We start from the raw sequence: 19272 nt of genomic DNA, 5'->3' as shown, positions 1-19272 counted from the left end.
GGCAGGACTACCGGGGCCGCTAAGGAATCAGGTTGGGATGATGCGGAACAGGAACCGTGTCCGCACCATCACCCAGAGGAGCCCCAGCACCACGATGTAGGCCAGCGTGTTGATGAGGACATCTCCCTGCTGGAGCACCGGGATATTGGCCACCACGGCGATGAGCACCACGTGCATGATGAAGACGTAGAGGGTGGCACGGCCCAAAGGAACAAGGAACCAGCCGAGGGCCCGCTGCACCGGCCTCCAGTACGCAGTGAGGAAGGCATAGGCTGCCACCACCAGGACCAGGACGTTGAGTAACCGGCCGGGGGCAAGATAGGTGCGTCCAAAGAGCAGGTCGTACATGGTCCGGTACAGGGTATCCGGGATGATCGCCAGGCGGACGTCGAACCCGTTGGCCAGGTACGGGTTTCCCCAGGACAGGAATGCGAACGCGAAGGCCGCAGCAGTACAGGCCGCCACCACCCAGGGGTGTGCCGAAAGCCAGGCGACAATGCTGCGCCGGTGGAATCCGGCCACCAGGCCGATGATGAACAGCACCTGCCACACCAGCAAGGGGAAGGAATCCTCGAACTGCGACGGCAGGAGTCGGAAGCGCGTCACCGTACCCACGGCATACAGGGCAAGTGTTGCCGCCAGCACCCACACGGCTTTGCCGCGGTTGAGGGCGGCCAGGATGAGCGGGCTGGCCAGCAGCAGCACCACGTAGAGGCCCATCACGTTGAACTGCCACGGCCCAAACTGCAGCAGCAGGATGGCGGGCAGGACCTGCGCCGGGACAGGGAACTGGAACAGTGTTTCCATCCCGGCATACAGATCGTAGGTGCGGCCGGCCCCGTCGTGCCCTGCCCCGCCGGTGCCCTGGTCACTGAAAGTGGTGAGTGCTTCTGTCCGGAAAACTGGCAGCAGTGACATAAGGAAGACACCCACCAGCACCACGAGCGCCGTCAGGTAGAGCTTCCCCGCCCGCCGCGAGGTCAGGTCCACCACGGTGCCCAGATCCTCCTTGGCCCGGGGTCTATAGACCATGCCAACCACCAGGCCGGAGAACAGGACAAACAGCTCGGCACCAGAAACAAAGCCCACCGCTTCCTGGGTCAGGAGCTGGAAGAGCGACACCATGCCGAGGTGGTTCACCACCACAAAGACGATGGCCAGGCCCCGCAGCAGGTCCACCCGTGAGTCCCTGCTGGAGGGATCGCTGTACGCCCATGCCGATACCGCGCCCAGTCTGGCCGGGATGCGCCACAGCGCCACCAGCAGGATGATGAGCGCCGCCCCCACGGCCCAGGCCCCCGCGCCGGACAGGGTATTGGACCTGCTCAACCCGTTCCCGGCGCTGATGTCCGTGACGGGCCCGGTCACCACAGGCGAGGCCTGCAGCCGGGCCAGAGCCGCGTCGGCAATGGTGGAGTTTCCCGTCAGCCGCCAGTCGATGCTTGCAACCCCGGTGTCGCGGGTGCTGGTGCGCTCGTCCCAGACCACTGCCCCGGTAAGGGCGAAGCCAGCTGACCCGGCAGTACCGAGCACCTGGTCCCACCACGAATTCTTGATGTCGGCTTCCGATCCGCCACCGGAGGCCGGACTGTAAAAAGCAGCCGTCTGCAGCAGAAAGGGTTTGTCACGCCCGTCCGCATACGTGCCGTAAAAGTTTTCCCCACCCGAGGAGGTCAGCATTTCCTGCAGTTCACCCGACCGAGGGACCGTATTGACTGCTGCGCCTCCAGCAGTGTCGTCATGGTAGGCCGTCAGCCCAACCCAGTCCACGGCGTCGTCGCCCGGATAGAAGGGTTCGTAGGCAGCATCTGAACCCGTCCAGGCGCCGTCGCCGTTGGTATCCAGCAGGGCGAAGCCTTCGCTTCCGGGCGCCGGCGCATTCCGGTTCCGGTCAAAGGGATAGTCCTTACCCAGGTAGGGTTCCCACACCATCAGGTAACGGCCGCTGGCATCGGCACTCCGAAAGGCCGCCGTCATTGCCTGGAACGCCGAACGGTAGGCAGCCGGCTGTTGGCCCCAGTCCACCCAGCTGGCGTTCATGTCCGGGGCAAAGCGAATGAGCAGCTTCCCGTCGAAGTTCCCGGCCAGCCGCCGCACATCCTCGGCGAAGTCTGCAGCTGCTGCAGCAGAAACCTCTGCCAGGGGAACAGTGGGCCTGACCGTCAGCATCGCATGGGCGCCCTGACCGGCGGACTGTTCCAGGAATCCCCGGATGTCGTTCTCTTCCGAGGCGCGGGAAGGGAACGCCATGTCGTGCCCGAAGATTGCCGGGGACGCCCCGAGCCGTTCAGAAAAACCGGCAGCGGTATCCTCGCCCCATTCAAGGACTGCCCCGAGCAGCGGCTTGCCTTCCTCTGGAAAACTGCTGGCAGCCTGCGCCGGCGCTGCGGGTCCAACGGCGGACAGGACCGCGATCAGCAGTGTGGCGAGGAAAGCAAACATCCGGCCGGGCACAGGGGTGCCGCTTCGGACGGGACGTTTGGGCGCGGCGGCAGATGGCGTACTGATGAAGACCCCCAGGGACTGATGCTCCAGTGACGGGGCGGCGCCCCGAAAGAAACTTTATCCGGCTGGGGTGCAGCGGCCTGCACACCTGACGTCGACGCGCCCGCCGCGGAGCCGCCGTCGTACGTTGAATGAAGGTGAGGCCGACGGGCCCGCCGCTGCACCCGCTCAGTTACGCAACATGACGACGACGGCGGTGCGGGGCCGGGCGTCAGGTGTTACGTTTTTGGGGAGTAATGAGTACCGGCGCCAAGCCCTGACTGGCCGGTCGGCAACCCTCCTTCCGCGGCGGGGTGCCTCAGGTGAACACTCGGCATATCGACCCATTCGAGTTGCAAGCGTGAGAGAAGGAGATCCGTCGTGTCTGACGCACCTGCCCCTGAAGAAAAACTGTCCTACCGCCTCATCAGCGGATCGGACAACCGCGAATTCTGCGAACGGATCTCGAACGCCTTGGCCGAGGGGTACGTGCTGCATGGCAGCCCCGCCGCAACCTTCAACGGCACCAGCGTCATCGTGGCGCAGGCCGTGGTCCTGCCGGCAGCCATTGCGTCAGCGGATGCCGCCGTCGCCTACGCTGTTGACGATCTCGAGTCCGCGGGCGAGGACCTTGACTTCGACGGCGAGGGCCACGCATGAGCTACGCCGGAGACCTGACGCCCCAGGAGGCCTGGGAAAAGCTGGAACAGGGCGCCGTCCTGGTGGACGTCCGGACCGAAGGCGAGTGGGCGCACATCGGGATTCCCGATACCAAAGCCACGGACAACGATCCCCTCTTCATCCAGTGGTCCTTCCCGGGCGGTATTCCGAACCCCGACTTCATCATTGACCTGAACCAGCAGGCTCCGGAGGACCGTTCAACCGAACTGGTGTTCCTGTGCCGCTCAGGCCAGCGGTCCATTGCCGCGGCGATAGCTGCAACGCAGGCGGGCTTCACCTCCTACAACGTCCTTGAGGGCTTCGAGGGCGAGCCGGACCGCTTCGGCGAACGCACGGTCAACGGCTGGAAGAACCGCGGCCTGCCCACCAACCTGGGAAAGAACTAAGTGACCTTCAACGAAGACGCCGCCGGCTGGAGCCCCGACACGCAGGCTGTTCGCGGCGGGCTGGACCGCACCAACTTCCAGGAAACCAGCGAAGCCATCTTCCTGAACTCCGGGTTCGTGTACGAATCCGCTGCTGCTGCCGAACGCGCCTTCACGGGCGAGGACGAGCGCTTTGTCTACTCCCGGTACGGCAATCCCTCCGTGGCCACCTTCCAGGAACGGCTCCGCCTCCTCGAGGGAACTGAGGCATGCTTTGCGACGGCGTCCGGCATGTCCGCGGTATTCACGGCTTTGGGTGCCCTGCTGGCAGCCGGCGACCGTGTGGTTGCAGCACGCTCGCTGTTCGGATCCTGCTTTGTGATCCTCAACGAGATCCTGCCGCGGTGGGGCGTGGAAACGGTCTTCGTGGACGGACCCGACCTGGAGCAGTGGCGCGCAGCACTCTCCGAGCCCACCACAGCCGTCTTCTTTGAATCGCCGTCAAACCCGATGCAGGAGATCGTGGACATCGCCGCAGTCAGCGAACTTGCGCATGCCGCGGGGGCAACTGTCGTCGTCGACAATGTGTTTGCCACTCCCCTGCTGCAGCGCTGCGGGCAGTTTGGCGCGGACGTCATTGTCTACTCCGGCACCAAGCACATCGACGGCCAGGGCAGGGTGCTTGGCGGCGCCATCCTGGGCACGAAGGAGTTCATCGACGGCCCCGTAAAGCAGCTGATGCGCCACACCGGCCCGGCGTTGTCCGCTTTCAACGCCTGGGTTCTGACCAAGGGCCTGGAGACCATGGCGCTGCGCGTGAACCACTCCTCGGCCACCGCCCTGCGGCTCGCCGAGTGGCTGGAGCAGCAGCCTGCCGTGAGCTGGGTGAAGTACCCGCTCCTGAAGTCGCACCCGCAGTATGAGCTGGCCGCAAAGCAGATGAGCGCCGGCGGGACCGTCCTTACCTTGGAGCTTGCGACGACGGGTGGCCGCTCAGGCAAGGAAGCCGCCTTTGCGCTGCTGGACGGTTTGAGAATCATCGACATCTCCAACAACCTCGGAGACGCCAAGTCCCTCATCACGCACCCGGCCACCACCACGCACCGTGCGATGGGTCCGGAGGGACGGGCAGCCATCGGCTTGAGCGACGGCGTGGTGCGGCTTTCGGTGGGCCTTGAGGACGCGGACGATCTGATTGGTGACCTGGAACAGGCGCTCAAGCAGATCTAGCGTGTCTCTTCTCAGGAGTCCGCTGCGATCCGGACCTGGACCACGTCACCGGCCATAATCCCGGCCTTGTCCCGGACAGCCTTCTTGACCGGCAACAGGTATGAGTTCGTTTTGTTGTCTGCAAAGAGCGAGGTCTGCCACGAGTGGCCGGCAACTTCTGCGGTGACTTTCACGGAACCAAAGGCTCTGCTCGCGGCAGCATTTTGCTCCCGTACATCGTCCGCGATGTCCTCGGGCAGGGTCAGGAAATGCCAGCCCGCTTCACCCGGGTACAGCCACAGTTCCGCTTTGAAGGAATACGACGCCGTCACGGGCTGAGTATGGCAGGTTCGGGTCCGTCGGATAAGGGCCCTGCGATTCTTGCAGCCTCCAAGCGTTGCCGTCAGAATGTCAGACCCCCGTTAGAGGATGTTTCTATGGGAAGCGGCGCGGGGACTGCAGTGGCGATGGAGGGCATTCATGCCTCGGTCGACGCCCTGGAGGCGCTGTTCCTTGAGGAAGTTTCCCTGGACGCGGCGGCCGCTGCCGGCGCCGGCGTCGATGTGCTGCAGCGCGCGTACGAGGTCCGCCTGGAACGGTTGGGGCGGATCAAGCAGATGGAAGCCCAGCTTGCCGCGCTCAAAGCCCGGGACACGGCCGAGGCCGTCGAACTGCAGCACGCCATGACCCCACCCAACGCGCCCCTGCATGAACGAACCTACGCCGAAATGTCAGCGGTGGAGGAAATCGCCGGCGCGCTGACCGTAAGCTCCCCAGCTGCCGGGACGCTCACCACCCAGTCCCGCCGGCTCCGCTCCCTGCCGCTGGTACTGGACGCCCTGTCTGCCGGAATAATCTCCTGGCAGCACGCCAAAATCCTCGCCGACGAAACCGACGGCCTTGACCCCGCCGGGGCCGCCGCCCTGGTCGACCATTTCCTGGACCCCGATGCGACCAACCCGGCGCGCGGCGCCGCGGCCGGTGAGCTCGTCCCCTCCCGGTTCCGCGCCAAGGTCCGTACCTGGAGGGAACGCCACCACCCTGAATCCCTCGAGCAACGCCACGCCAAGGGCGTAGCCGATCGGCGCATGGAATACGCCAAGGACCGCGACGGCATGGCCTGGCTCTCGCTCTACCTGCCCGGCGATACCGCAAACGCCATCTGGAACCGCACCACCGCCCTCGCCCGCGGCCTCCAAGGCCCCCACGAGCCCCGAACACTCACTCAACTTCGGCCCGACATCGCCGCCAGCCTCCTGCTCGCCGCCCCTGCGGGCACTGCCCGGAACGCGAACACCCCCGATGAAGAGACGGCAGACGAGACAACCAGGCACAACACAATGGGGGACAACACAATGAGGGACAACGCGGGCATCGGCACGGTCCCGACGCCCAAGGCCGACGTGCTGGTCACCGTCCCGGTGTTCGCCCTGCTCGGAGCCACGGACGAACCCGCCCTCTTGGACGGCCATGGCCCGATCCCGGCGTCCATGGCACGTAACCTCGTCGCTGGCGGGGCTACCTCGTTCTACCGCGTCCTGGTCGACCCCCGAGACGGCGCACCACTGGAAATCGGCCGGACCAGCTACCGGCTTACCAAAGCGATGAAGCAGGCCCTGCGCGTGCGTGACAGCAAATGCAGCTTTCCAGGCTGCAACAACCACTCGCTCGACAACGACACCGACCACCTCACCGCCTGGCACCATGGCGGCACAACCGGCATCAGCAACCTGGCCCAGCTCTGCCCCAAACACCATCACCTCAAACACGCCAGCGGCTGGACACCAACCGCGGCAACCCGGAATGAACCACCAGGCTGGACCTCACCCACCGGACGTCACTACAAAGCCGAACACCACGACTGGGAACCACCCCAATGGCCCCAGGGAATCTACCGTCGCCTGGAAGGCTGGCCGGATGAGGCGGGTATTTCCCCACCTGACGACCCCGTTTGGGACAGCTTCTACGCCGTGCCCCCGGTTCTGCCTCCGGACCCGTTCCCTGAGTGGCACCTTTGGTTGGACAAGGCCCTCTCCGTCCCTTAACTTTCGTATTCGCTAGGACTGCCGGACCCGCAGGAGGTCCGGGGCCGCGTCCACGTCGGACAGGTCCGGGGCGCCCCGCATGGTGATGTTGACTGCGTGGCTGACCACGGCACCGAAGCCCAAATCATCAGGCCGGGATGCCGCCAGGACCCTGTCACGTACCCGGCGCTGCTCGGCTGCCCCTGTCCCGCGGGCAATAATGTCCTCCACCCCTTGCCGCACGACTGCCAGCTCTCCCTGCTCGTCCAGCACCGGGGCCAGATAGTCCACCAGCGATCGCACCACATCCGCGGCCCGCGCGGGCCTGAACGTGCCGAAATCGAGGATCTCCCCACGCAGGCCACTGCTGCTTGCCTGCCAGGAAGCCATGCGCAGCAGCACGGTGGGCACCGGCGCCGGGTCCACCCCGTCTTTCCATTCCCGGCTGCCGGACTCCACGAGTGCGCGCACCAGGAGTGCGATGATTGCGGCATCCTCGGCGCGGAGGCAAACATCGGCCACACGGACTTCCACGGTGGGGTGGTTCCGGGATAGCCGTGCGTCGAAGTAGAGCATCCCCTCGTCCAGCATCACCCCACTGTCCAGCAAACGGGTGACCACCCGGCGGTACGCCGGATAGGTCCCGTAAATGCCCGCCGGTCCCGCGGTGGGCCACCGGTTCCACGCCTGCGTCCGGTAGCTCTCGAAGCCTGTCTGCAGCCCGTTCCAGAACGGCGAGTTTGCGCTCAAGGCAGTCAGCACGGCCAGCTTGTCCCGAATCCGATCCAGGACGGCTACACCCTCCTCCGGCGACGCCACATACGTATGGACATGGAAGCCGCACGTGAGCTGCTCCTGCGCCGTCAGGCCAAAGCGCTCCAGCATCCGGGCATACCGGGGGTCCGGCGTCGTATGGCTGGTGGAAGCGAGCGGCGAGGTGGCAAGCGCAGCTACCCTGGCACCGTTCTTTCGGGCGGCCCGGTCAGCAAGCGTCCGGCCGGCCCGGATCTGGGCCAGCAGCTCGCCGTGCTCCAGGCAAGGCCGTGTCTGGGTCTCGATCTGCTCAAGCTTAAGCTCGGCACTCAAGCCCATCTCGTCGTCGTCGTAAACGGTTTTGTCTTCGGTGGCCAGGGAACGTGGATCGGGAGCGTCGTCCGCTGCCATCCTGTGCCCGGACAGCAGCGCATCGGCCAGGGCAAGCGGCTCCCCCGACTCCGGATCTACAATCAGGAGCTCTTCCTCTACGCCGAATGTACGCATAGTGCCATTCTGCGCCAGGGAGGAAGTTTTTGGCGGTGCACCCCGCGTGGATGACGAACCGTGAAAGGTCAGTCCTGGAAGTACTCCACTTTCGCACCGATGGCGTTCAGCCGCTCCGCCAGGTCCTCATACCCGCGCTCAATGACGTAGATGTTCCGCAGCTCGGACACTCCCCGGGCGGCAAGCATCGCCAACAGCAGGCAGGCTGCCGGGCGAAGCGCCGGGGGGCAGCCAACTTCGGCAGCACGCCATTTTGTTGGTCCATTGACATAAATGCGGTGCGGGTCCAGCAGCTGCACCTGGGCACCAAGCCGGTTCAGCTCCGTGAGGTAGATGGCCCTGTTTTCGTAGACCCAGTCATGGATCATGGTCTGGCCCTGGGCGTTCGCTGCAATGACCGCAAAGAAGGGCAGGTTGTCGATATTGAGACCGGGGAACGGCATCGGGTGGATCTTGTCCTCAGGAGCACGCAGCTCTGAAGGCTTCGTGGTCACGTCCACCAGGCGCGTCCGGCCGTTCCGGGCCATGTATTCGCCGGATATCTCCAACTGCTGGCCCATCTGCCCCAAGGTGGCGAGCTCAATTTCCATGAATTCGATGGGCACGCGGCGGATGGTCACCTCGGAGTTGGTGACAATGCCCGCGGTGATGAGGCTCATGGCCTCGATGGGATCTTCCGACGGAAAGTACTCGATCTCGGCGTCGATGGACAGGCGGCCGGTGATTTTCAGGGTAGTGGTGCCTACGCCCTCAATATCCACTCCCAGCATCTGCAGGTAAAAGCAGAGGTCCTGCACCATATAGTTGGGGCTGGCATTCCGGATGATGGTTGTTCCCTCGCGATGGGCCGCCGCCATGATGGCGTTCTCGGTGACGGTATCTCCCCGTTCACTCAGGACGAATGAGCGGTCGCGGGCATCTGCGGACGGGGCCTGAACTGCGTAAAAGCCGGCCGTTGCTTCCACCGACAGTCCAAACTGCCGCAATGCCTGCATGTGGGGTTCCACCGTCCGGGTCCCAAGATCACAGCCACCTGCATACGGAAGCCGGTACTCCTCCGACTCATCCAGCAACGGACCCAGGAGCATGATCACGCTGCGGGTACGGCGGGCAGCATCAACATCCATCGCTTCCAGGTCAAGCACCGCCGGCCGGCGAAGCTGCAGGTCAGTGTCGTTCAACCAGATGCACTCCACGCCGATGCTGGTCAGGACCTCGACAATCCTGTTGACCTCCTCGATCCGGGCCAGGCGGCGAAGAATGGTGGTACCCCGGTTGATGAGGCTGGCGCACAGCAATGCCACCCCGGCGTTCTTGCTGCTGTTGACATCCACGGAACCTGAAAGGGTATGTCCACCCTCAACCCGCAGGTGGGTCATCTGCGGCTTGCCCACATTGACGATGCTCCTGCCAAAGATCGTTTCCAGGCGCTGAATCATCTTGAGGCTCAAATTCTGTTTGCCCTGCTCCATCCGGGCCACGGCACTCTGGCTCGTTCCGAGCTCGGCGGCCAACTGCCCCTGGGTCCAGCCCTTCTCGCCCCGGGCATCCCTCAACATGGCGGCAACGTGCTCAGCAGTCTCTTGCGTCATGACAAGATTTATATCATAAATGAGCTACTGCGCGGGAAAACTCGTCAATCACTGGTATTCAGGGAGAACGCTTACCCACTACATGCGATAGAAGTGCCCCTTCTTGCCTTGCCGTAACGAGCAAAGAGCGGGAGACTGGTAAGCATCTCCTGGTCCAGCGGCAACGGAGGCAGTATGCGCCGGACACCACCGAACAAGTCATTGCCCGCTCCAACCACACGAACCGTACGGAACATCGTGGGTCTGGTTATCGCCGCCCTGCTCTTTATCCCCGCTTCCCCTGCCAACGCGGCGCCCTCACCCGGGGAGGGACAGCAGTCGCTTCTCGGCAACGACATCTCCTGGCCGCAGTGCAATGCCAGTTTTCCTGAGGAGCAGGCATTTGCGATTGTGGGAGTTAACAACGGCCTGGCCAATACCACCAATCCCTGCCTGCTCGAGCAGCTCACGTGGGCAGAAGATTCCGCAGGACACCCGGACCAGCCCACTGTCTCCCTCTACGTCAATACAGCGAATCCCGGCGCCGCAGGCTCCTGGTGGCCGGAAGACGACGAATATCCGGCTGGCAAGGCAGTCCACAACCCGTACGGCCCTTGCAAGGCCGGGGACTACGGGAAGGCCTGCGCCTATATGTACGGCTACGCCAAGGCGCATGACGACGCCTACCTCCGCGGCATCAGCAACCCTTCCGCCTACTTCTGGTGGCTGGATGTGGAAACCGAAAATACCTGGTCGAGCACCGATAGGGACGCCAATCGGACGGTGCTGGAAGGCATGACGGACTTTTTCCACAGCATCGGAGCCCAGGTGGGCATCTATTCAGCCCGCCGGCAATGGGACCGGATTGTGGGGACTGTCAACACCTCGAGCAACCTCTACTCCCTGCCGAGCTGGCTGGCTGGATCTCTCAACGCTTCCGGGGCAGCCAGGGCCTGTTCACATCCGCCCCTGACCGCCGGCGGCAGGGTTGCTCTGACCCAGTTTGTGTCGAGGGGATTCGACTACAACTATTCCTGCGCTTAAGGCCGCGCAGGGCCAGGTGCGCAAAATCGGCTGCGCAGGCGTCAGCTCCCCAGCCACACCATGTTCCAGGTCCCGAGGGAAACTGCTGCAAGGACAGCCGTCCCAGCCATCACCACACCGCCCGAGAGCACCCAGATATCCAGCGGGCGGAAGGTTGATTCACGGGCCCATGTCCGGCGCCCTCCGCCGAAGCCGCGGGCCTCCATGGTCACCGCAAGCCTGGAAGCACGCCGGATTGCCTGCACCAGCAGTCCGAAGCTTTGGCCCAGCGTCGCCTTAATCCGTTGGGCCGCGCTGCCGCGGGAGCCCACTCCCCTGGCCCGGCGGGCCATGCCGATGGTTTGCCATTCCTCGGCCATCAGGCCCACCAGCCGCATGGCAGCGAGGGTGCTTAGCACAAACCGGTGCGGAAGGCGCGCCTTCTGCGCCAGCGCATCGGCCAGGTCCGTGGGATCCGTACAGCTCATCAGCAGTACCGCCGGCAGGGCAATCGCCAGTCCGCGCAGCATGAACCCGGCGCCCAGCTCCAGCGAGCCTTCGCTCATGGTCCAGATGCCGACGTCGATCAGCGTCCTTCCGCTGTCCGGAGCCAGGATGGAGGTGCTCCAGCCTCCCACCGCGGCTGCGAGGATCAGCGGCCAGCCGCGCTGCCACAGCAGAGTCAGGGTCAGGCCCGCCAGCGGAAACAGCAGGAACTCGAAGGCCAGCGCCACCGACGCGGACACCCAGTCAATGGAAAGCGCCAGCACCGCGGTGATGAGGAAGACCGCGGCAAACTTGCTCAGTGGATTCGCGCGGGTCAGCAGGGCCTGGTTGCCGCGAAGATTCAGCTCCTGCCTCATCGTGCCACCGGTTCCGCCGCAGCCATCCGGAACTCCGTTCCTCCCAGGGCGGCCGTGAACTCAGCATCGTGGGTCACAGACACAACGGCGGTGCCGGCGTCCAGCAACTCCGAAAGGAACGAGGCCAGCTCTGCCCACGTGTTGGCGTCCTGGCCAAATGTCGGCTCGTCCAGGACCAGGACCTGGGGATGCGCCGCCAGTACTGTGGCCACGGAGAGCCGCCGCTTTTCCCCGCCGGAGAGGGTGTAGGGGTTCGCGTCCACCAGGTGGGTGAGCCGCAGCCGCTCCAGGAGTTCGTCCACGCGCTCCTCGCCGTGGCCAAGGTGCCGGGGGCCGAACAGCAGTTCGTCCAGCACCTTCCCGGTGACGAACTGGTGCTCAGGCTCCTGGAATACGGTGCCGATTCGCTCAATCAGCTGCTCGGCTTTCCACCCATAGGGGTCTATTCCGGCACCGCGGCTGAGGTCCAGGGTGGCTGATACCTTCCCTGCTACGGGTTCCAGGAGCCCGGCCAGGGTCAGGGCAAAGGTGGACTTTCCCACTCCGTTGGGGCCCGTGATGGCAAGCGCCTGCCCGGCCCGGACCTGGGCGGAAATACCCGCCTGCACGGGCACCGGGGGAACCTTCCGGAAGCCCCTTCGCCGCGCACGTTCACGGGAGACCGCAAGGTTTTCCGCCGCGAGCAGGAGGCTGCCTGCGCCGGCAGCAGCCTCCTGCCCCCGCAGCCTGGTGTCCGGGACAAAGCCGGGCACCCAGACGCCGGCGGCAATCAGCATTGTGCGCGCCTCCGCCAGCACCTGGTCCGGCGGCCCGTCAAGCAGCACCGCTTCCTCCGTGGCGCTCCCCGGCTGGAGCACCACGATCCGGTCCACCACGTCTTTCCACACGGCCACCCGGTGCTCCACCACCACCAGCGTTGCCCCGGTTTTATCGAGGCAGCGCACCACGGCGTCGCGGACTTCCAGCACGCCGGCGGGGTCCAGGTTGGCGGTCGGCTCGTCAAGCAGGATCAGTCCCGGACGCATCGCCAGTATTCCTGCGAGCGCCAGGCGTTGTTTTTGCCCGCCGGACAGGGCCGCCGTCGGATGGTCCAGCGGCAGGTGGGAAAGTCCGACGTCGTTCAGCGCCTCGTGCACGCGGGCCCAGATCTCTTCCCGTGGCACGGCGAGGTTCTCGGCGCCGAAGGCGACGTCGTCACCAACCCGGGAGAGAACCACCTGGGTCTCCGGGTCCTGCTGCATCAGTCCGGCCCGGCCGCGCTGTTCGCGGGGCGGGGCGCCGTCAACCAGCAGCGAACCCGACTCATCGGAATCGCCCGCTTCGCCGTCGTCGTTCATGTCCCCCAGAACCCCTGCCAGGGCATGGAGGAGCGTCGATTTGCCGGCACCCGACGGTCCCAGGAGGAGCACCCGCTCCCCCGGGCGGATATCCAGGTCCAGGGAGCGGACAGCGGGCTTGGCACGCCCGGCGTGCTGCCAGCCCCAGCCCTGGGCTGAGACGGCAGCCGGACGCACCGCAACGGAGGCGCCGCAGCTTAACGAGGTCATCAGGAGAAGACTGGCTCCGTTGCCGCCTTGCGCGACGCGAAGGCACTCAGGACACCCGTCCTGGCCAGGCCGCGGGTGGCAATCCAGGACAGTCCCCCTGCGATCACGGCGCCCGAAATGGCGGTGAAGACGATGTACGCCAGCTTGTCCCCGCCGGAGTAGGCGATGTTCCAGCCCCACGGTGCAAAGGAGTCGTTCAGGCCGCAGAACAAACCGGCCGCGGCGCCCGCGAGCAGCGCTACGGGCAGGTTGAACTTCCGGTACACGAAGATCGCGAAAATAATCTCGGCACCGAGGCCCTGGACGAAGCCGGAGAACAGCACGGAGGCGCCATACTGCGAACCCATGAACAGCTCGCCGGTGGCGGCAACGGTTTCGCAAAACAGCGCGGCGCCGGGCTTGCGGATGATGAGCATGCCCAGCACGGCCGGGATCATCCAGCCGCCGGCCAGCAGGCCGGTCAGGGGCGGGTAGACGGCGTTCATGGGCGCGGAGACGGCTGCGGCTCCCTGGGACCAGGCCCAGAAGATGACACCGCCGGCGATGGCGATGAGCGCCGCCACCACAATGTCCACGACGCGCCAGGACCTGCGGGCGGGCTTCTTGATTGCTGTTGTTGCCATGTGATCCTCCTGAGGAACAGGAGGGGAAAGTGGACGCGCCTGCCGGAGCTGCTGCCCCTGCGCGCGCACTTCGAGAACTCGACTCCCTTGCGCCGGTACTAACCGGATCAGGTTCGAGGGTCTGCGGCTGTCCGCACTCTCAGCGCCCACCTGCGGTCCCTGGCAAAGCCAGTGATGCCCGACGGCGGCGCTCCCCTGTCGTTGAATGATTCTGTAGGTAAATAATCGCCCTGGTGGGCGTGGCCCAGTTTACCGCAGGAGGGGTAGATTGTGGGCCATGACTGCCAACCCACCAGATGTGACCGCGTACGATCCCGATTCCGATGCCGCCCAGCCGGAGGGGTCCTTGGAAGCATCCATTGCCCGGGTCGAGGCGGAGATCCGGGAGCTGCAGTTTCCGGGCTTCTCCCCTGACGACGCCCTGAACCTGGGGCTGCTCCTCGTCGAGCTGGGCAAGGAGCGCGGTTTGCCGATTGCCATCGACATCACCAAAGGCGAGCAGGTCCTCTTCCATGTTGCCCTGCCGGGAGCAACACCGGACAACGGGCACTGGATCCGGGCCAAGCAGCGGACTGCCGCCCGGTACGAGGTTCCCTCGCTCCTGGTGGGCCTGCGGGGCCGGCTGCGCGGCGGACGCATCGAGAACCACGGCTGGTTCGATGAGTCCCGCTATGCGGCGCACGGCGGCTCGTTCCCGGTCTACGTCGCAGGGGTGGGTGCCGTAGCAACGGTTACCGTATCCGGGCTTCCCCAGGTGCAGGACCACGACCTCGTGGTCGAGGCCCTGCGGGACATCCTCAGCTCCGCCGGAACAGACTGACGGCCCGGCCTGGTTTCAGCGGCTCCTCCCGCTATGGACACCCGAGATCGGCCGGGGGTACATTCGAGGCGAATGGCGGGAATTCCATCCGGGAGGGCGTCGTGACTGGTCCAACAATGGAAAACCAGGTCCGGGCGGCGCTGGACAAAGCCTGGGAAGAAATGATTTTCATCGGCCCGGACCACCCCTACTATCCGTTGCTCGCCGAGCTGGTATCCGCCGTCGGGAAGTCCTGGCAGCAAGGGTATGACCATGGCCGCCATGGCGGCCAGCACGTTAATCCCTATGTGTGGAACAGCCAGGGAGGCTAGCGGCTGTGCGCAGCTTCGGGGTTGAGGAAGAGTTTCTGCTGGTGGATGCCCGGACCGGAAACCACGCCCCGGTGGCTGGCGATCTCCTTCAGGCAGCACCTTCCGCCGGGACAGCTTCCGCGAAGGCAATGGCCAAGAGTGCGCGCGGCAGCCGCAGGACAAGCCTCACTGCGGAGGTCCAGCGTGAGCAGGTGGAAGCCGTGTCGGCACCCTTCACCAACCTGCAGGACCTTGACTCGGCCCTGAGGGCCGGACGTGCTGAAGCTGATCGGCAGGCCTCTGCGCTGGGTGCCCGTGCCGTTGCCCTGGGCACCTCGCCCCTGGACGTCCTGCCCCACACCCAGGGCCAGGCGCGCTATCTTGCGATGGAGGAGCGGTTCGGCCTGATCCTGCGGGAGCAGCTGATGTGCGGCTTCCATATCCACGTCTCGATCAACTCCGACGAGGAAGGCGTAGCCGTCCTGGACCGGATCCGCGTCTGGCTTCCCATGCTCATCGCCCTGGCTGCCAACTCTCCGTACTGGCATGGGCAGGACACCGGCTACGCGAGCTTCCGGTACCAGGTATGGCGGCGCTGGCCGACTGCCGGGCCCACGGAAATCTTCGGCTCGGCCGCCGCCTACCGGAACCTCATCGACATGCTGCTCTCCTGCAATGTCCTACTGGACCGGGCCATGATCTATTTCGATGCCCGCCTCTCAGCAACGTACCCAACAGTGGAGGTGCGCGTCCCTGACGTCTGCCTCAAGCCGGAACACGCAACGGCCGTCGCGGCCATTGTCCGCGCCCTGGTGGAAACGGCGGCGGGTGATTGGGCCGCAGGAATAGTTCCTCCTCCCGTTCCGGTGGAGATGATCCGGCTCGCTTCCTGGCGGGCCAGCAGGTTTGGGATCGACGACGACTTGATCCATCCCGTCCTGAACCGCCCCCTGCCGGCGGAGGAGTGCGTGGGTGCCCTGCTGGCCCACATCGGCCCTGCCCTGGAGAAAGCCGGGGATGCAAGGGTAGTGGAGGCGGCAGTGCGCCAGATCCTGACGGAGGGCACGGGCGCCCGGCTGCAGCGCCTGGCTTTCTCCCGTTCCCGCAAACTCCGCGACGTCATCATGTACGCCGCGGAAACCACCACCAGCGGCTGTTGACCCGGGCAGTTAGACTGCGGGCGGGGTGTAACCCGATGGCCATGAGATACAAAGTCTACTTAGCAATTATTAGTAATCATGCTTACTATGTTGTTTCCAGCGTTTGAGGAGTACGACATATGGGAGCCAGCATCCGCCTGACAGGCGCCCGAACAGGCCTTCAGAAAGCTGCCCTCTGGACGGGTGGCCTTTTCTGTCTGGTGGGCATCCTGGGATTCGTTCCCGGCATCACCTCCGGCTACCATTCCCTGGACCCGGCCGGCCACGAGTCGGGAGCCCTGCTGCTCGGGATCTTCCAGGTATCCGTGCTCCATAACGCGGTCCACCTGCTCTTTGGGATTGCAGGCGTCCTGACGTCCCGCTCCCACCCGCAGGCCAGGAGCTTCTTCATATACGGCGGCGTCATCTACCTGGTCCTCTGGTTGTACGGACTCCTGGTGGGCGACGCCACCCCCGCGAACTTCCTCCCTGCAAACCAGGCGGACAACTGGCTGCACCTGGTCCTTGGCCTGGCCATGATCACTTTGGCCATCATGCTGGCCCGGGGTCCCGCCCCAGCCGCCGGTACATCCGGCCATGCCGGCAGGACCACCAGCCCCTCAGCGTCCGGCACCCGCAGACGCTGACATTTTCACCCATCCCGTCCTCAACGCAGAGTGAGCGGAACCGGCACAAACGCCAGACCTGAAGGAGCATCATGAAAATCCCAGAACCCCGGGGCCCTATCAGCACGGCCCTGTTCGGCGTTCTTCCGGAAGAACCCGGCACCGCTGGCAACACCCTCCAAGCGCTGCACCGGATGATCAGCACCCGCCTGGCCGCCACCCCGGACATCATCGAGGACGACGACCTTCAGCTGACGCTCTTTTGCCTCTACGAGCTCCACTACTCGGGCCTTGAAGGCGTCAGTGACGACTGGGAGTGGGCGCCGGGACTGATCCAGGTACGCCACCTCTTGGAGGGACCCTTTGAAGCTGCCCTCCGCCAGGCTGCGGCAGAAGCAGCGGGAGAGGTGGAGCTTCCCGCAGGAGCAGGCGCCACCAGCGACGCAGTGGCAGATGTCCTGTTCGGCCTGGCAGGCCGGGACACCGGCCCCAGCCTCTCCCGGTTCGTTGCCAAGAAGGCCAGCATGGACCAGCTCAAGGAATTCCTGATCCACAAGTCCATTTACCAGTTGAAGGAAGCGGATCCGCACACTTTTGCCATCCCGCGGCTCTCCGGACGGCCGAAAGCAGCCCTGGTGGAAATACAGGCGGACGAGTATGGCGGCGGACGGCCGGAGCGGATGCACAGCGCTCTTTTCGCACGCACGATGAGGGGCCTCGGCATGGCCGACGAATACGGGGCCTATGTGGACGCCGTTCCCGCCCTCTCCCTCGCCGCTGTGAACATGATGTCGCTGTTCGGCCTGAACCGCCGGTTGCGGGGAGCCATCACCGGACACCTCGCCATGTACGAAATGACGTCATCCCAGCCCAACAGGCTGTACGGCAACGGCTTCCGCCGGCACGGTTTCGACGCCGGCGTTACCCACTACTTCGATGAGCACGTGGAAGCCGACGCTGTCCACGAGCAGATCGCAGGCCGGGACCTGGCGGGAGGCCTGGTGGAGGCTGAACCCCACCTGCTCGCGGACGTACTGTTCGGCGCCACGGCGGTCATGGCAGTGGATGGCAGATTGTCCGCCCATATCCTCCAATCCTGGGAAAACGGCAAGAGCTCGCTCAGGGCGGCAGTGCCGGCAGCGGCATGAGCACGCCGGCCGTGAGCCGCGCGGCGGAGTACATCCTGCCCCTCCGCTGGACGGATGGTGCGGATCTGCCGGACCTTGTTGCATACCTCGGCCGCCTCACGGAATGGATTCCTGTCACTGTGGTGGACGGTTCAGCGCCCGCTGCGTTCGAGCGCCATCGCAGTGTGTTTCCGCCTGCCGTCCGTCATATTCCGCCCGGGCCCTTCAGCAGCGCGGGTGCCGGCAATGGCAAGGTGGCCGGGGTGATGACGGGGGTGCGGGCCTCGACGGCGGCCCTGCTGGTTATTGCGGACGACGACGTGCGCTACACGCGCGAGTCCCTTGCCGCCGTCGTCCGACACCTCGACTCGGCGGAGGTGGTGCGGCCGCAAAACTACTACGACCCCCTGCCGTGGCACGCTCGGTGGGATACGGCGAGGACCCTCATCAACCGTGCCTGGTCTGCGGACTTTCCCGGGACGCTGGCGCTGCGGCGGAGTGCGCTGCTGGCAACGGGCGGGTACGACGGGGTCCTCTTTGAAAACCTTGAGCTGATCCGGACCATCAAGGCTGCAGGAGGCCGGGAGAAGGTGATCCCGGATCTCTTTGTGGCCCGCAGGCCACCCAACGCCCGCCATTTCCTGAAGCAGCGCGTCCGCCAGGCCTACGACGATTTCGCCCAGCCGCGGAGGCTGGCCGCCGAGCTGGCATTGCTGCCGGCCGTCCTCGCCGCGGCGTGCCTGCCCGCACGGTACCGCGGGCCCGCTTTCCTTGGGCTGGCAGCGGCGCCGGCGGTTGCCGCAGAAATCGGACGACGGCGGCACCAGGGAACAGCCGTCTTCCCGTTCAGGGCCGCGTGGTTTGCCCCGCTGTGGACCGTGGAGCGCGCCGTCTGCATCTGGATCGCCCTCGGCTTCAGGCTGACCGGCGGCGTACCGTACGCAGGAACGAGGCTGAAGACAGCAGCCCACAGTGAGGCCGTGCTCCAGCGGCGGCACCGTGGCAAGCTTGCCGCACAGCGCAATCAACATTTATGGACTTCCATCAGTAACCCAGAGCAGGAGCAGAGATGAACCAGGAACCGGCCGAGAGCTCCATTGTGGTGTGCCCCGACGGGCCGCTGATTGTGCGGGGTGACTTTGAGATTGTTACACCGTCCGGGGAGCCGGTGCCCCGTGAACGCAAAACCGTGGCCCTGTGCCGGTGCGGAGCGTCGGCCATCAAGCCCTATTGCGACGGCACGCACAAGATGATCAAGTTCCGCACGGAACCTCCGGCAAGCTGAGCAAGAGACCCGCCAAAGGCCAGATAGGCTAGGTACAGCCCGTTTTCCGCCCGCAAGGAGTACTAGGAATGAACCTTTTCATCAAGCTGCTCGGCACCGGCGTGAGCCTCGGTGCAGGCTTCGTCGGCACCAAGCTGGTCAACACCATCTGGGAAAAGTCCACCGGACGGAAGCCGCCTACCGGCAGGGACGAGGACGTCCCCACGAGCCTGCAGTCCGCGCTGACATTCGCCCTGATCTCGGCCTCGGTCAGCACCATCATCCAGGTCCTTGCCAACCGTGGGACCCAGCGCGCCATCACCCGCTTCGCCAAGACCCAGGACATCGTCTAGCAG

General features: G+C 65.2%; 20 protein-coding genes and 2 riboswitches. Of the genes, 13 read left to right on the top strand and 7 right to left on the bottom strand.

Translation table 11 applies throughout. The features are described 5' to 3' along the window. Positions 1–27: 27 nt before the first annotated feature. Positions 28–2442 carry an OpgC domain-containing protein gene (gene opgC / locus CXX84_RS15855; protein ID WP_102977687.1) on the bottom strand — a complete coding sequence of 805 codons (2415 nt, stop codon included), beginning with the start codon at positions 2440–2442 and terminating at the stop codon, positions 28–30. 295 nt (positions 2443–2737) lie between these two features. Then, a riboswitch (SAM riboswitch) is annotated at positions 2738–2852 on the top strand. 13 nt (positions 2853–2865) lie between these two features. On the opposite strand from opgC, the gene CXX84_RS15850 reads away from it, so the two are divergent. The 3 genes from CXX84_RS15850 to CXX84_RS15840 are packed head-to-tail and all read left to right on the top strand — an operon-like array spanning position 2866 to position 4760. After that, on the top strand, positions 2866–3144 hold the full coding sequence (locus CXX84_RS15850) for a DUF1737 domain-containing protein (protein WP_102977686.1): 279 nt from the start codon (positions 2866–2868) through the stop codon (positions 3142–3144). Continuing rightward, positions 3141–3551: a rhodanese-like domain-containing protein gene (locus tag CXX84_RS15845; protein WP_102977685.1), complete on the top strand. Its 411-nt coding sequence runs from the start codon at positions 3141–3143 to the stop codon at positions 3549–3551. Before CXX84_RS15850 ends, CXX84_RS15845 begins: the two co-directional genes overlap by 4 nt. Continuing rightward, positions 3552–4760 (top strand): O-succinylhomoserine sulfhydrylase, encoded by a 1209-nt coding sequence (locus CXX84_RS15840; RefSeq protein ID WP_102977684.1) that lies wholly within the window; start codon positions 3552–3554, stop codon positions 4758–4760. An 11-nt stretch (positions 4761–4771) separates the two neighbouring features. Here the strand turns inward: CXX84_RS15840 and CXX84_RS15835 are convergent, their stop codons facing one another. Next, entirely contained in the window at positions 4772–5071 is a 300-nt protein-coding gene (locus CXX84_RS15835; RefSeq protein WP_102977683.1) for a DUF1905 domain-containing protein, read from the bottom strand. Between the two features lie 105 nt (positions 5072–5176). On the opposite strand from CXX84_RS15835, the gene CXX84_RS15830 reads away from it, so the two are divergent. Next, positions 5177–6784 carry an HNH endonuclease signature motif containing protein gene (locus CXX84_RS15830; protein WP_102977682.1) on the top strand — a complete coding sequence of 536 codons (1608 nt, stop codon included), beginning with the start codon at positions 5177–5179 and terminating at the stop codon, positions 6782–6784. Positions 6785–6796: 12 nt separating this feature from the next. Here the strand turns inward: CXX84_RS15830 and CXX84_RS15825 are convergent, their stop codons facing one another. Both CXX84_RS15825 and CXX84_RS15820 read right to left on the bottom strand, forming a co-directional pair. After that, entirely contained in the window at positions 6797–8023 is a 1227-nt protein-coding gene (locus tag CXX84_RS15825) for a glutamate--cysteine ligase (RefSeq protein ID WP_102977681.1), read from the bottom strand. A 68-nt stretch (positions 8024–8091) separates the two neighbouring features. Then, positions 8092–9615, bottom strand: a complete 1524-nt coding sequence (locus tag CXX84_RS15820) for a UDP-N-acetylglucosamine 1-carboxyvinyltransferase (RefSeq protein ID WP_102977680.1) — start codon at positions 9613–9615, stop codon at positions 8092–8094. 174 nt (positions 9616–9789) lie between these two features. Between CXX84_RS15820 and CXX84_RS15815 the strand changes: the two genes are divergently transcribed. After that, on the top strand, positions 9790–10638 hold the full coding sequence (locus CXX84_RS15815) for a hypothetical protein (RefSeq protein WP_102977679.1): 849 nt from the start codon (positions 9790–9792) through the stop codon (positions 10636–10638). Positions 10639–10679: 41 nt separating this feature from the next. Here the strand turns inward: CXX84_RS15815 and CXX84_RS15810 are convergent, their stop codons facing one another. From CXX84_RS15810 to CXX84_RS15800, 3 genes are read right to left on the bottom strand one after another with little or no spacing between them, the layout of a single operon-like run. Then, positions 10680–11480 (bottom strand): energy-coupling factor transporter transmembrane component T family protein, encoded by an 801-nt coding sequence (locus tag CXX84_RS15810; RefSeq protein WP_102977678.1) that lies wholly within the window; start codon positions 11478–11480, stop codon positions 10680–10682. Further along, entirely contained in the window at positions 11477–13027 is a 1551-nt protein-coding gene (locus CXX84_RS15805) for an ABC transporter ATP-binding protein (protein ID WP_102977677.1), read from the bottom strand. Before CXX84_RS15805 ends, CXX84_RS15810 begins: the two co-directional genes overlap by 4 nt. Then, positions 13027–13650 (bottom strand): ECF transporter S component, encoded by a 624-nt coding sequence (locus tag CXX84_RS15800; RefSeq protein WP_102977676.1) that lies wholly within the window; start codon positions 13648–13650, stop codon positions 13027–13029. The genes CXX84_RS15805 and CXX84_RS15800 overlap by 1 nt, the downstream gene beginning before the upstream one ends. A 66-nt stretch (positions 13651–13716) precedes the next feature. After that, a riboswitch (TPP riboswitch) is annotated at positions 13717–13857 on the bottom strand. Between the two features lie 70 nt (positions 13858–13927). On the opposite strand from CXX84_RS15800, the gene CXX84_RS15795 reads away from it, so the two are divergent. The 8 genes from CXX84_RS15795 to CXX84_RS15760 all read left to right on the top strand — a co-directional run bounded on the left by CXX84_RS15795 (position 13928) and on the right by CXX84_RS15760 (position 19269). Next, on the top strand, positions 13928–14470 hold the full coding sequence (locus tag CXX84_RS15795) for a heme-degrading domain-containing protein (RefSeq protein WP_102977675.1): 543 nt from the start codon (positions 13928–13930) through the stop codon (positions 14468–14470). A 101-nt stretch (positions 14471–14571) separates the two neighbouring features. Next, positions 14572–14781, top strand: coding sequence for a hypothetical protein (locus CXX84_RS15790; protein WP_102977674.1), 210 nt, complete (start codon positions 14572–14574; stop codon positions 14779–14781). Positions 14782–14786: 5 nt separating this feature from the next. After that, positions 14787–15920: a glutamate--cysteine ligase gene (locus CXX84_RS15785; protein ID WP_102977673.1), complete on the top strand. Its 1134-nt coding sequence runs from the start codon at positions 14787–14789 to the stop codon at positions 15918–15920. A gap of 119 nt (positions 15921–16039) precedes the next feature. After that, entirely contained in the window at positions 16040–16546 is a 507-nt protein-coding gene (locus CXX84_RS15780) for a DUF4383 domain-containing protein (RefSeq protein ID WP_102977672.1), read from the top strand. Between the two features lie 71 nt (positions 16547–16617). Then, positions 16618–17673, top strand: a complete 1056-nt coding sequence (locus tag CXX84_RS15775; RefSeq protein WP_102977671.1) for an iron-containing redox enzyme family protein — start codon at positions 16618–16620, stop codon at positions 17671–17673. Beyond that, positions 17670–18725 (top strand): glycosyltransferase, encoded by a 1056-nt coding sequence (locus tag CXX84_RS15770; protein WP_189337623.1) that lies wholly within the window; start codon positions 17670–17672, stop codon positions 18723–18725. The genes CXX84_RS15775 and CXX84_RS15770 overlap by 4 nt, the downstream gene beginning before the upstream one ends. Then, the gene (locus CXX84_RS15765; protein WP_102977670.1) at positions 18722–18937 is read left to right on the top strand and encodes a CDGSH iron-sulfur domain-containing protein; all 216 of its coding nucleotides are present in this window, start codon (positions 18722–18724) and stop codon (positions 18935–18937) included. Before CXX84_RS15770 ends, CXX84_RS15765 begins: the two co-directional genes overlap by 4 nt. A 68-nt stretch (positions 18938–19005) precedes the next feature. Further along, positions 19006–19269 carry a DUF4235 domain-containing protein gene (locus CXX84_RS15760; protein WP_102977669.1) on the top strand — a complete coding sequence of 88 codons (264 nt, stop codon included), beginning with the start codon at positions 19006–19008 and terminating at the stop codon, positions 19267–19269. Positions 19270–19272: the final 3 nt, after the last annotated feature.

It is taken from the genome of Arthrobacter sp. AFG7.2, from assembly GCF_002892835.1.
Lineage (GTDB): Bacteria > Actinomycetota > Actinomycetes > Actinomycetales > Micrococcaceae > Arthrobacter.
This window is presented reverse-complemented; position numbering and strand designations above follow the sequence as displayed.

Bases quoted from the DNA above. Each gene is read 5' to 3' on its own strand.
- opgC (WP_102977687.1), bottom strand. From the start codon at position 2,442: ATGTTTGCTTTCCTCGCCACACTGCTGATCGCGGTCCTGTCCGCCGTT.
- CXX84_RS15845 (WP_102977685.1), top strand. From the start codon at position 3,141: ATGAGCTACGCCGGAGACCTGACGCCCCAGGAGGCCTGGGAAAAGCTG.
- CXX84_RS15830 (WP_102977682.1), top strand. From the start codon at position 5,177: ATGGGAAGCGGCGCGGGGACTGCAGTGGCGATGGAGGGCATTCATGCC.
- CXX84_RS15825 (WP_102977681.1), bottom strand. From the start codon at position 8,023: ATGCGTACATTCGGCGTAGAGGAAGAGCTCCTGATTGTAGATCCGGAG.
- CXX84_RS15820 (WP_102977680.1), bottom strand. From the start codon at position 9,615: ATGACGCAAGAGACTGCTGAGCACGTTGCCGCCATGTTGAGGGATGCC.
- CXX84_RS15815 (WP_102977679.1), top strand. From the start codon at position 9,790: ATGCGCCGGACACCACCGAACAAGTCATTGCCCGCTCCAACCACACGA.
- CXX84_RS15810 (WP_102977678.1), bottom strand. From the start codon at position 11,480: ATGAGGCAGGAGCTGAATCTTCGCGGCAACCAGGCCCTGCTGACCCGC.
- CXX84_RS15805 (WP_102977677.1), bottom strand. From the start codon at position 13,027: ATGACCTCGTTAAGCTGCGGCGCCTCCGTTGCGGTGCGTCCGGCTGCC.
- CXX84_RS15800 (WP_102977676.1), bottom strand. From the start codon at position 13,650: ATGGCAACAACAGCAATCAAGAAGCCCGCCCGCAGGTCCTGGCGCGTC.
- CXX84_RS15795 (WP_102977675.1), top strand. From the start codon at position 13,928: ATGACTGCCAACCCACCAGATGTGACCGCGTACGATCCCGATTCCGAT.
- CXX84_RS15780 (WP_102977672.1), top strand. From the start codon at position 16,040: ATGGGAGCCAGCATCCGCCTGACAGGCGCCCGAACAGGCCTTCAGAAA.
- CXX84_RS15775 (WP_102977671.1), top strand. From the start codon at position 16,618: ATGAAAATCCCAGAACCCCGGGGCCCTATCAGCACGGCCCTGTTCGGC.
- CXX84_RS15770 (WP_189337623.1), top strand. From the start codon at position 17,670: ATGAGCACGCCGGCCGTGAGCCGCGCGGCGGAGTACATCCTGCCCCTC.
- CXX84_RS15765 (WP_102977670.1), top strand. From the start codon at position 18,722: ATGAACCAGGAACCGGCCGAGAGCTCCATTGTGGTGTGCCCCGACGGG.
- CXX84_RS15760 (WP_102977669.1), top strand. From the start codon at position 19,006: ATGAACCTTTTCATCAAGCTGCTCGGCACCGGCGTGAGCCTCGGTGCA.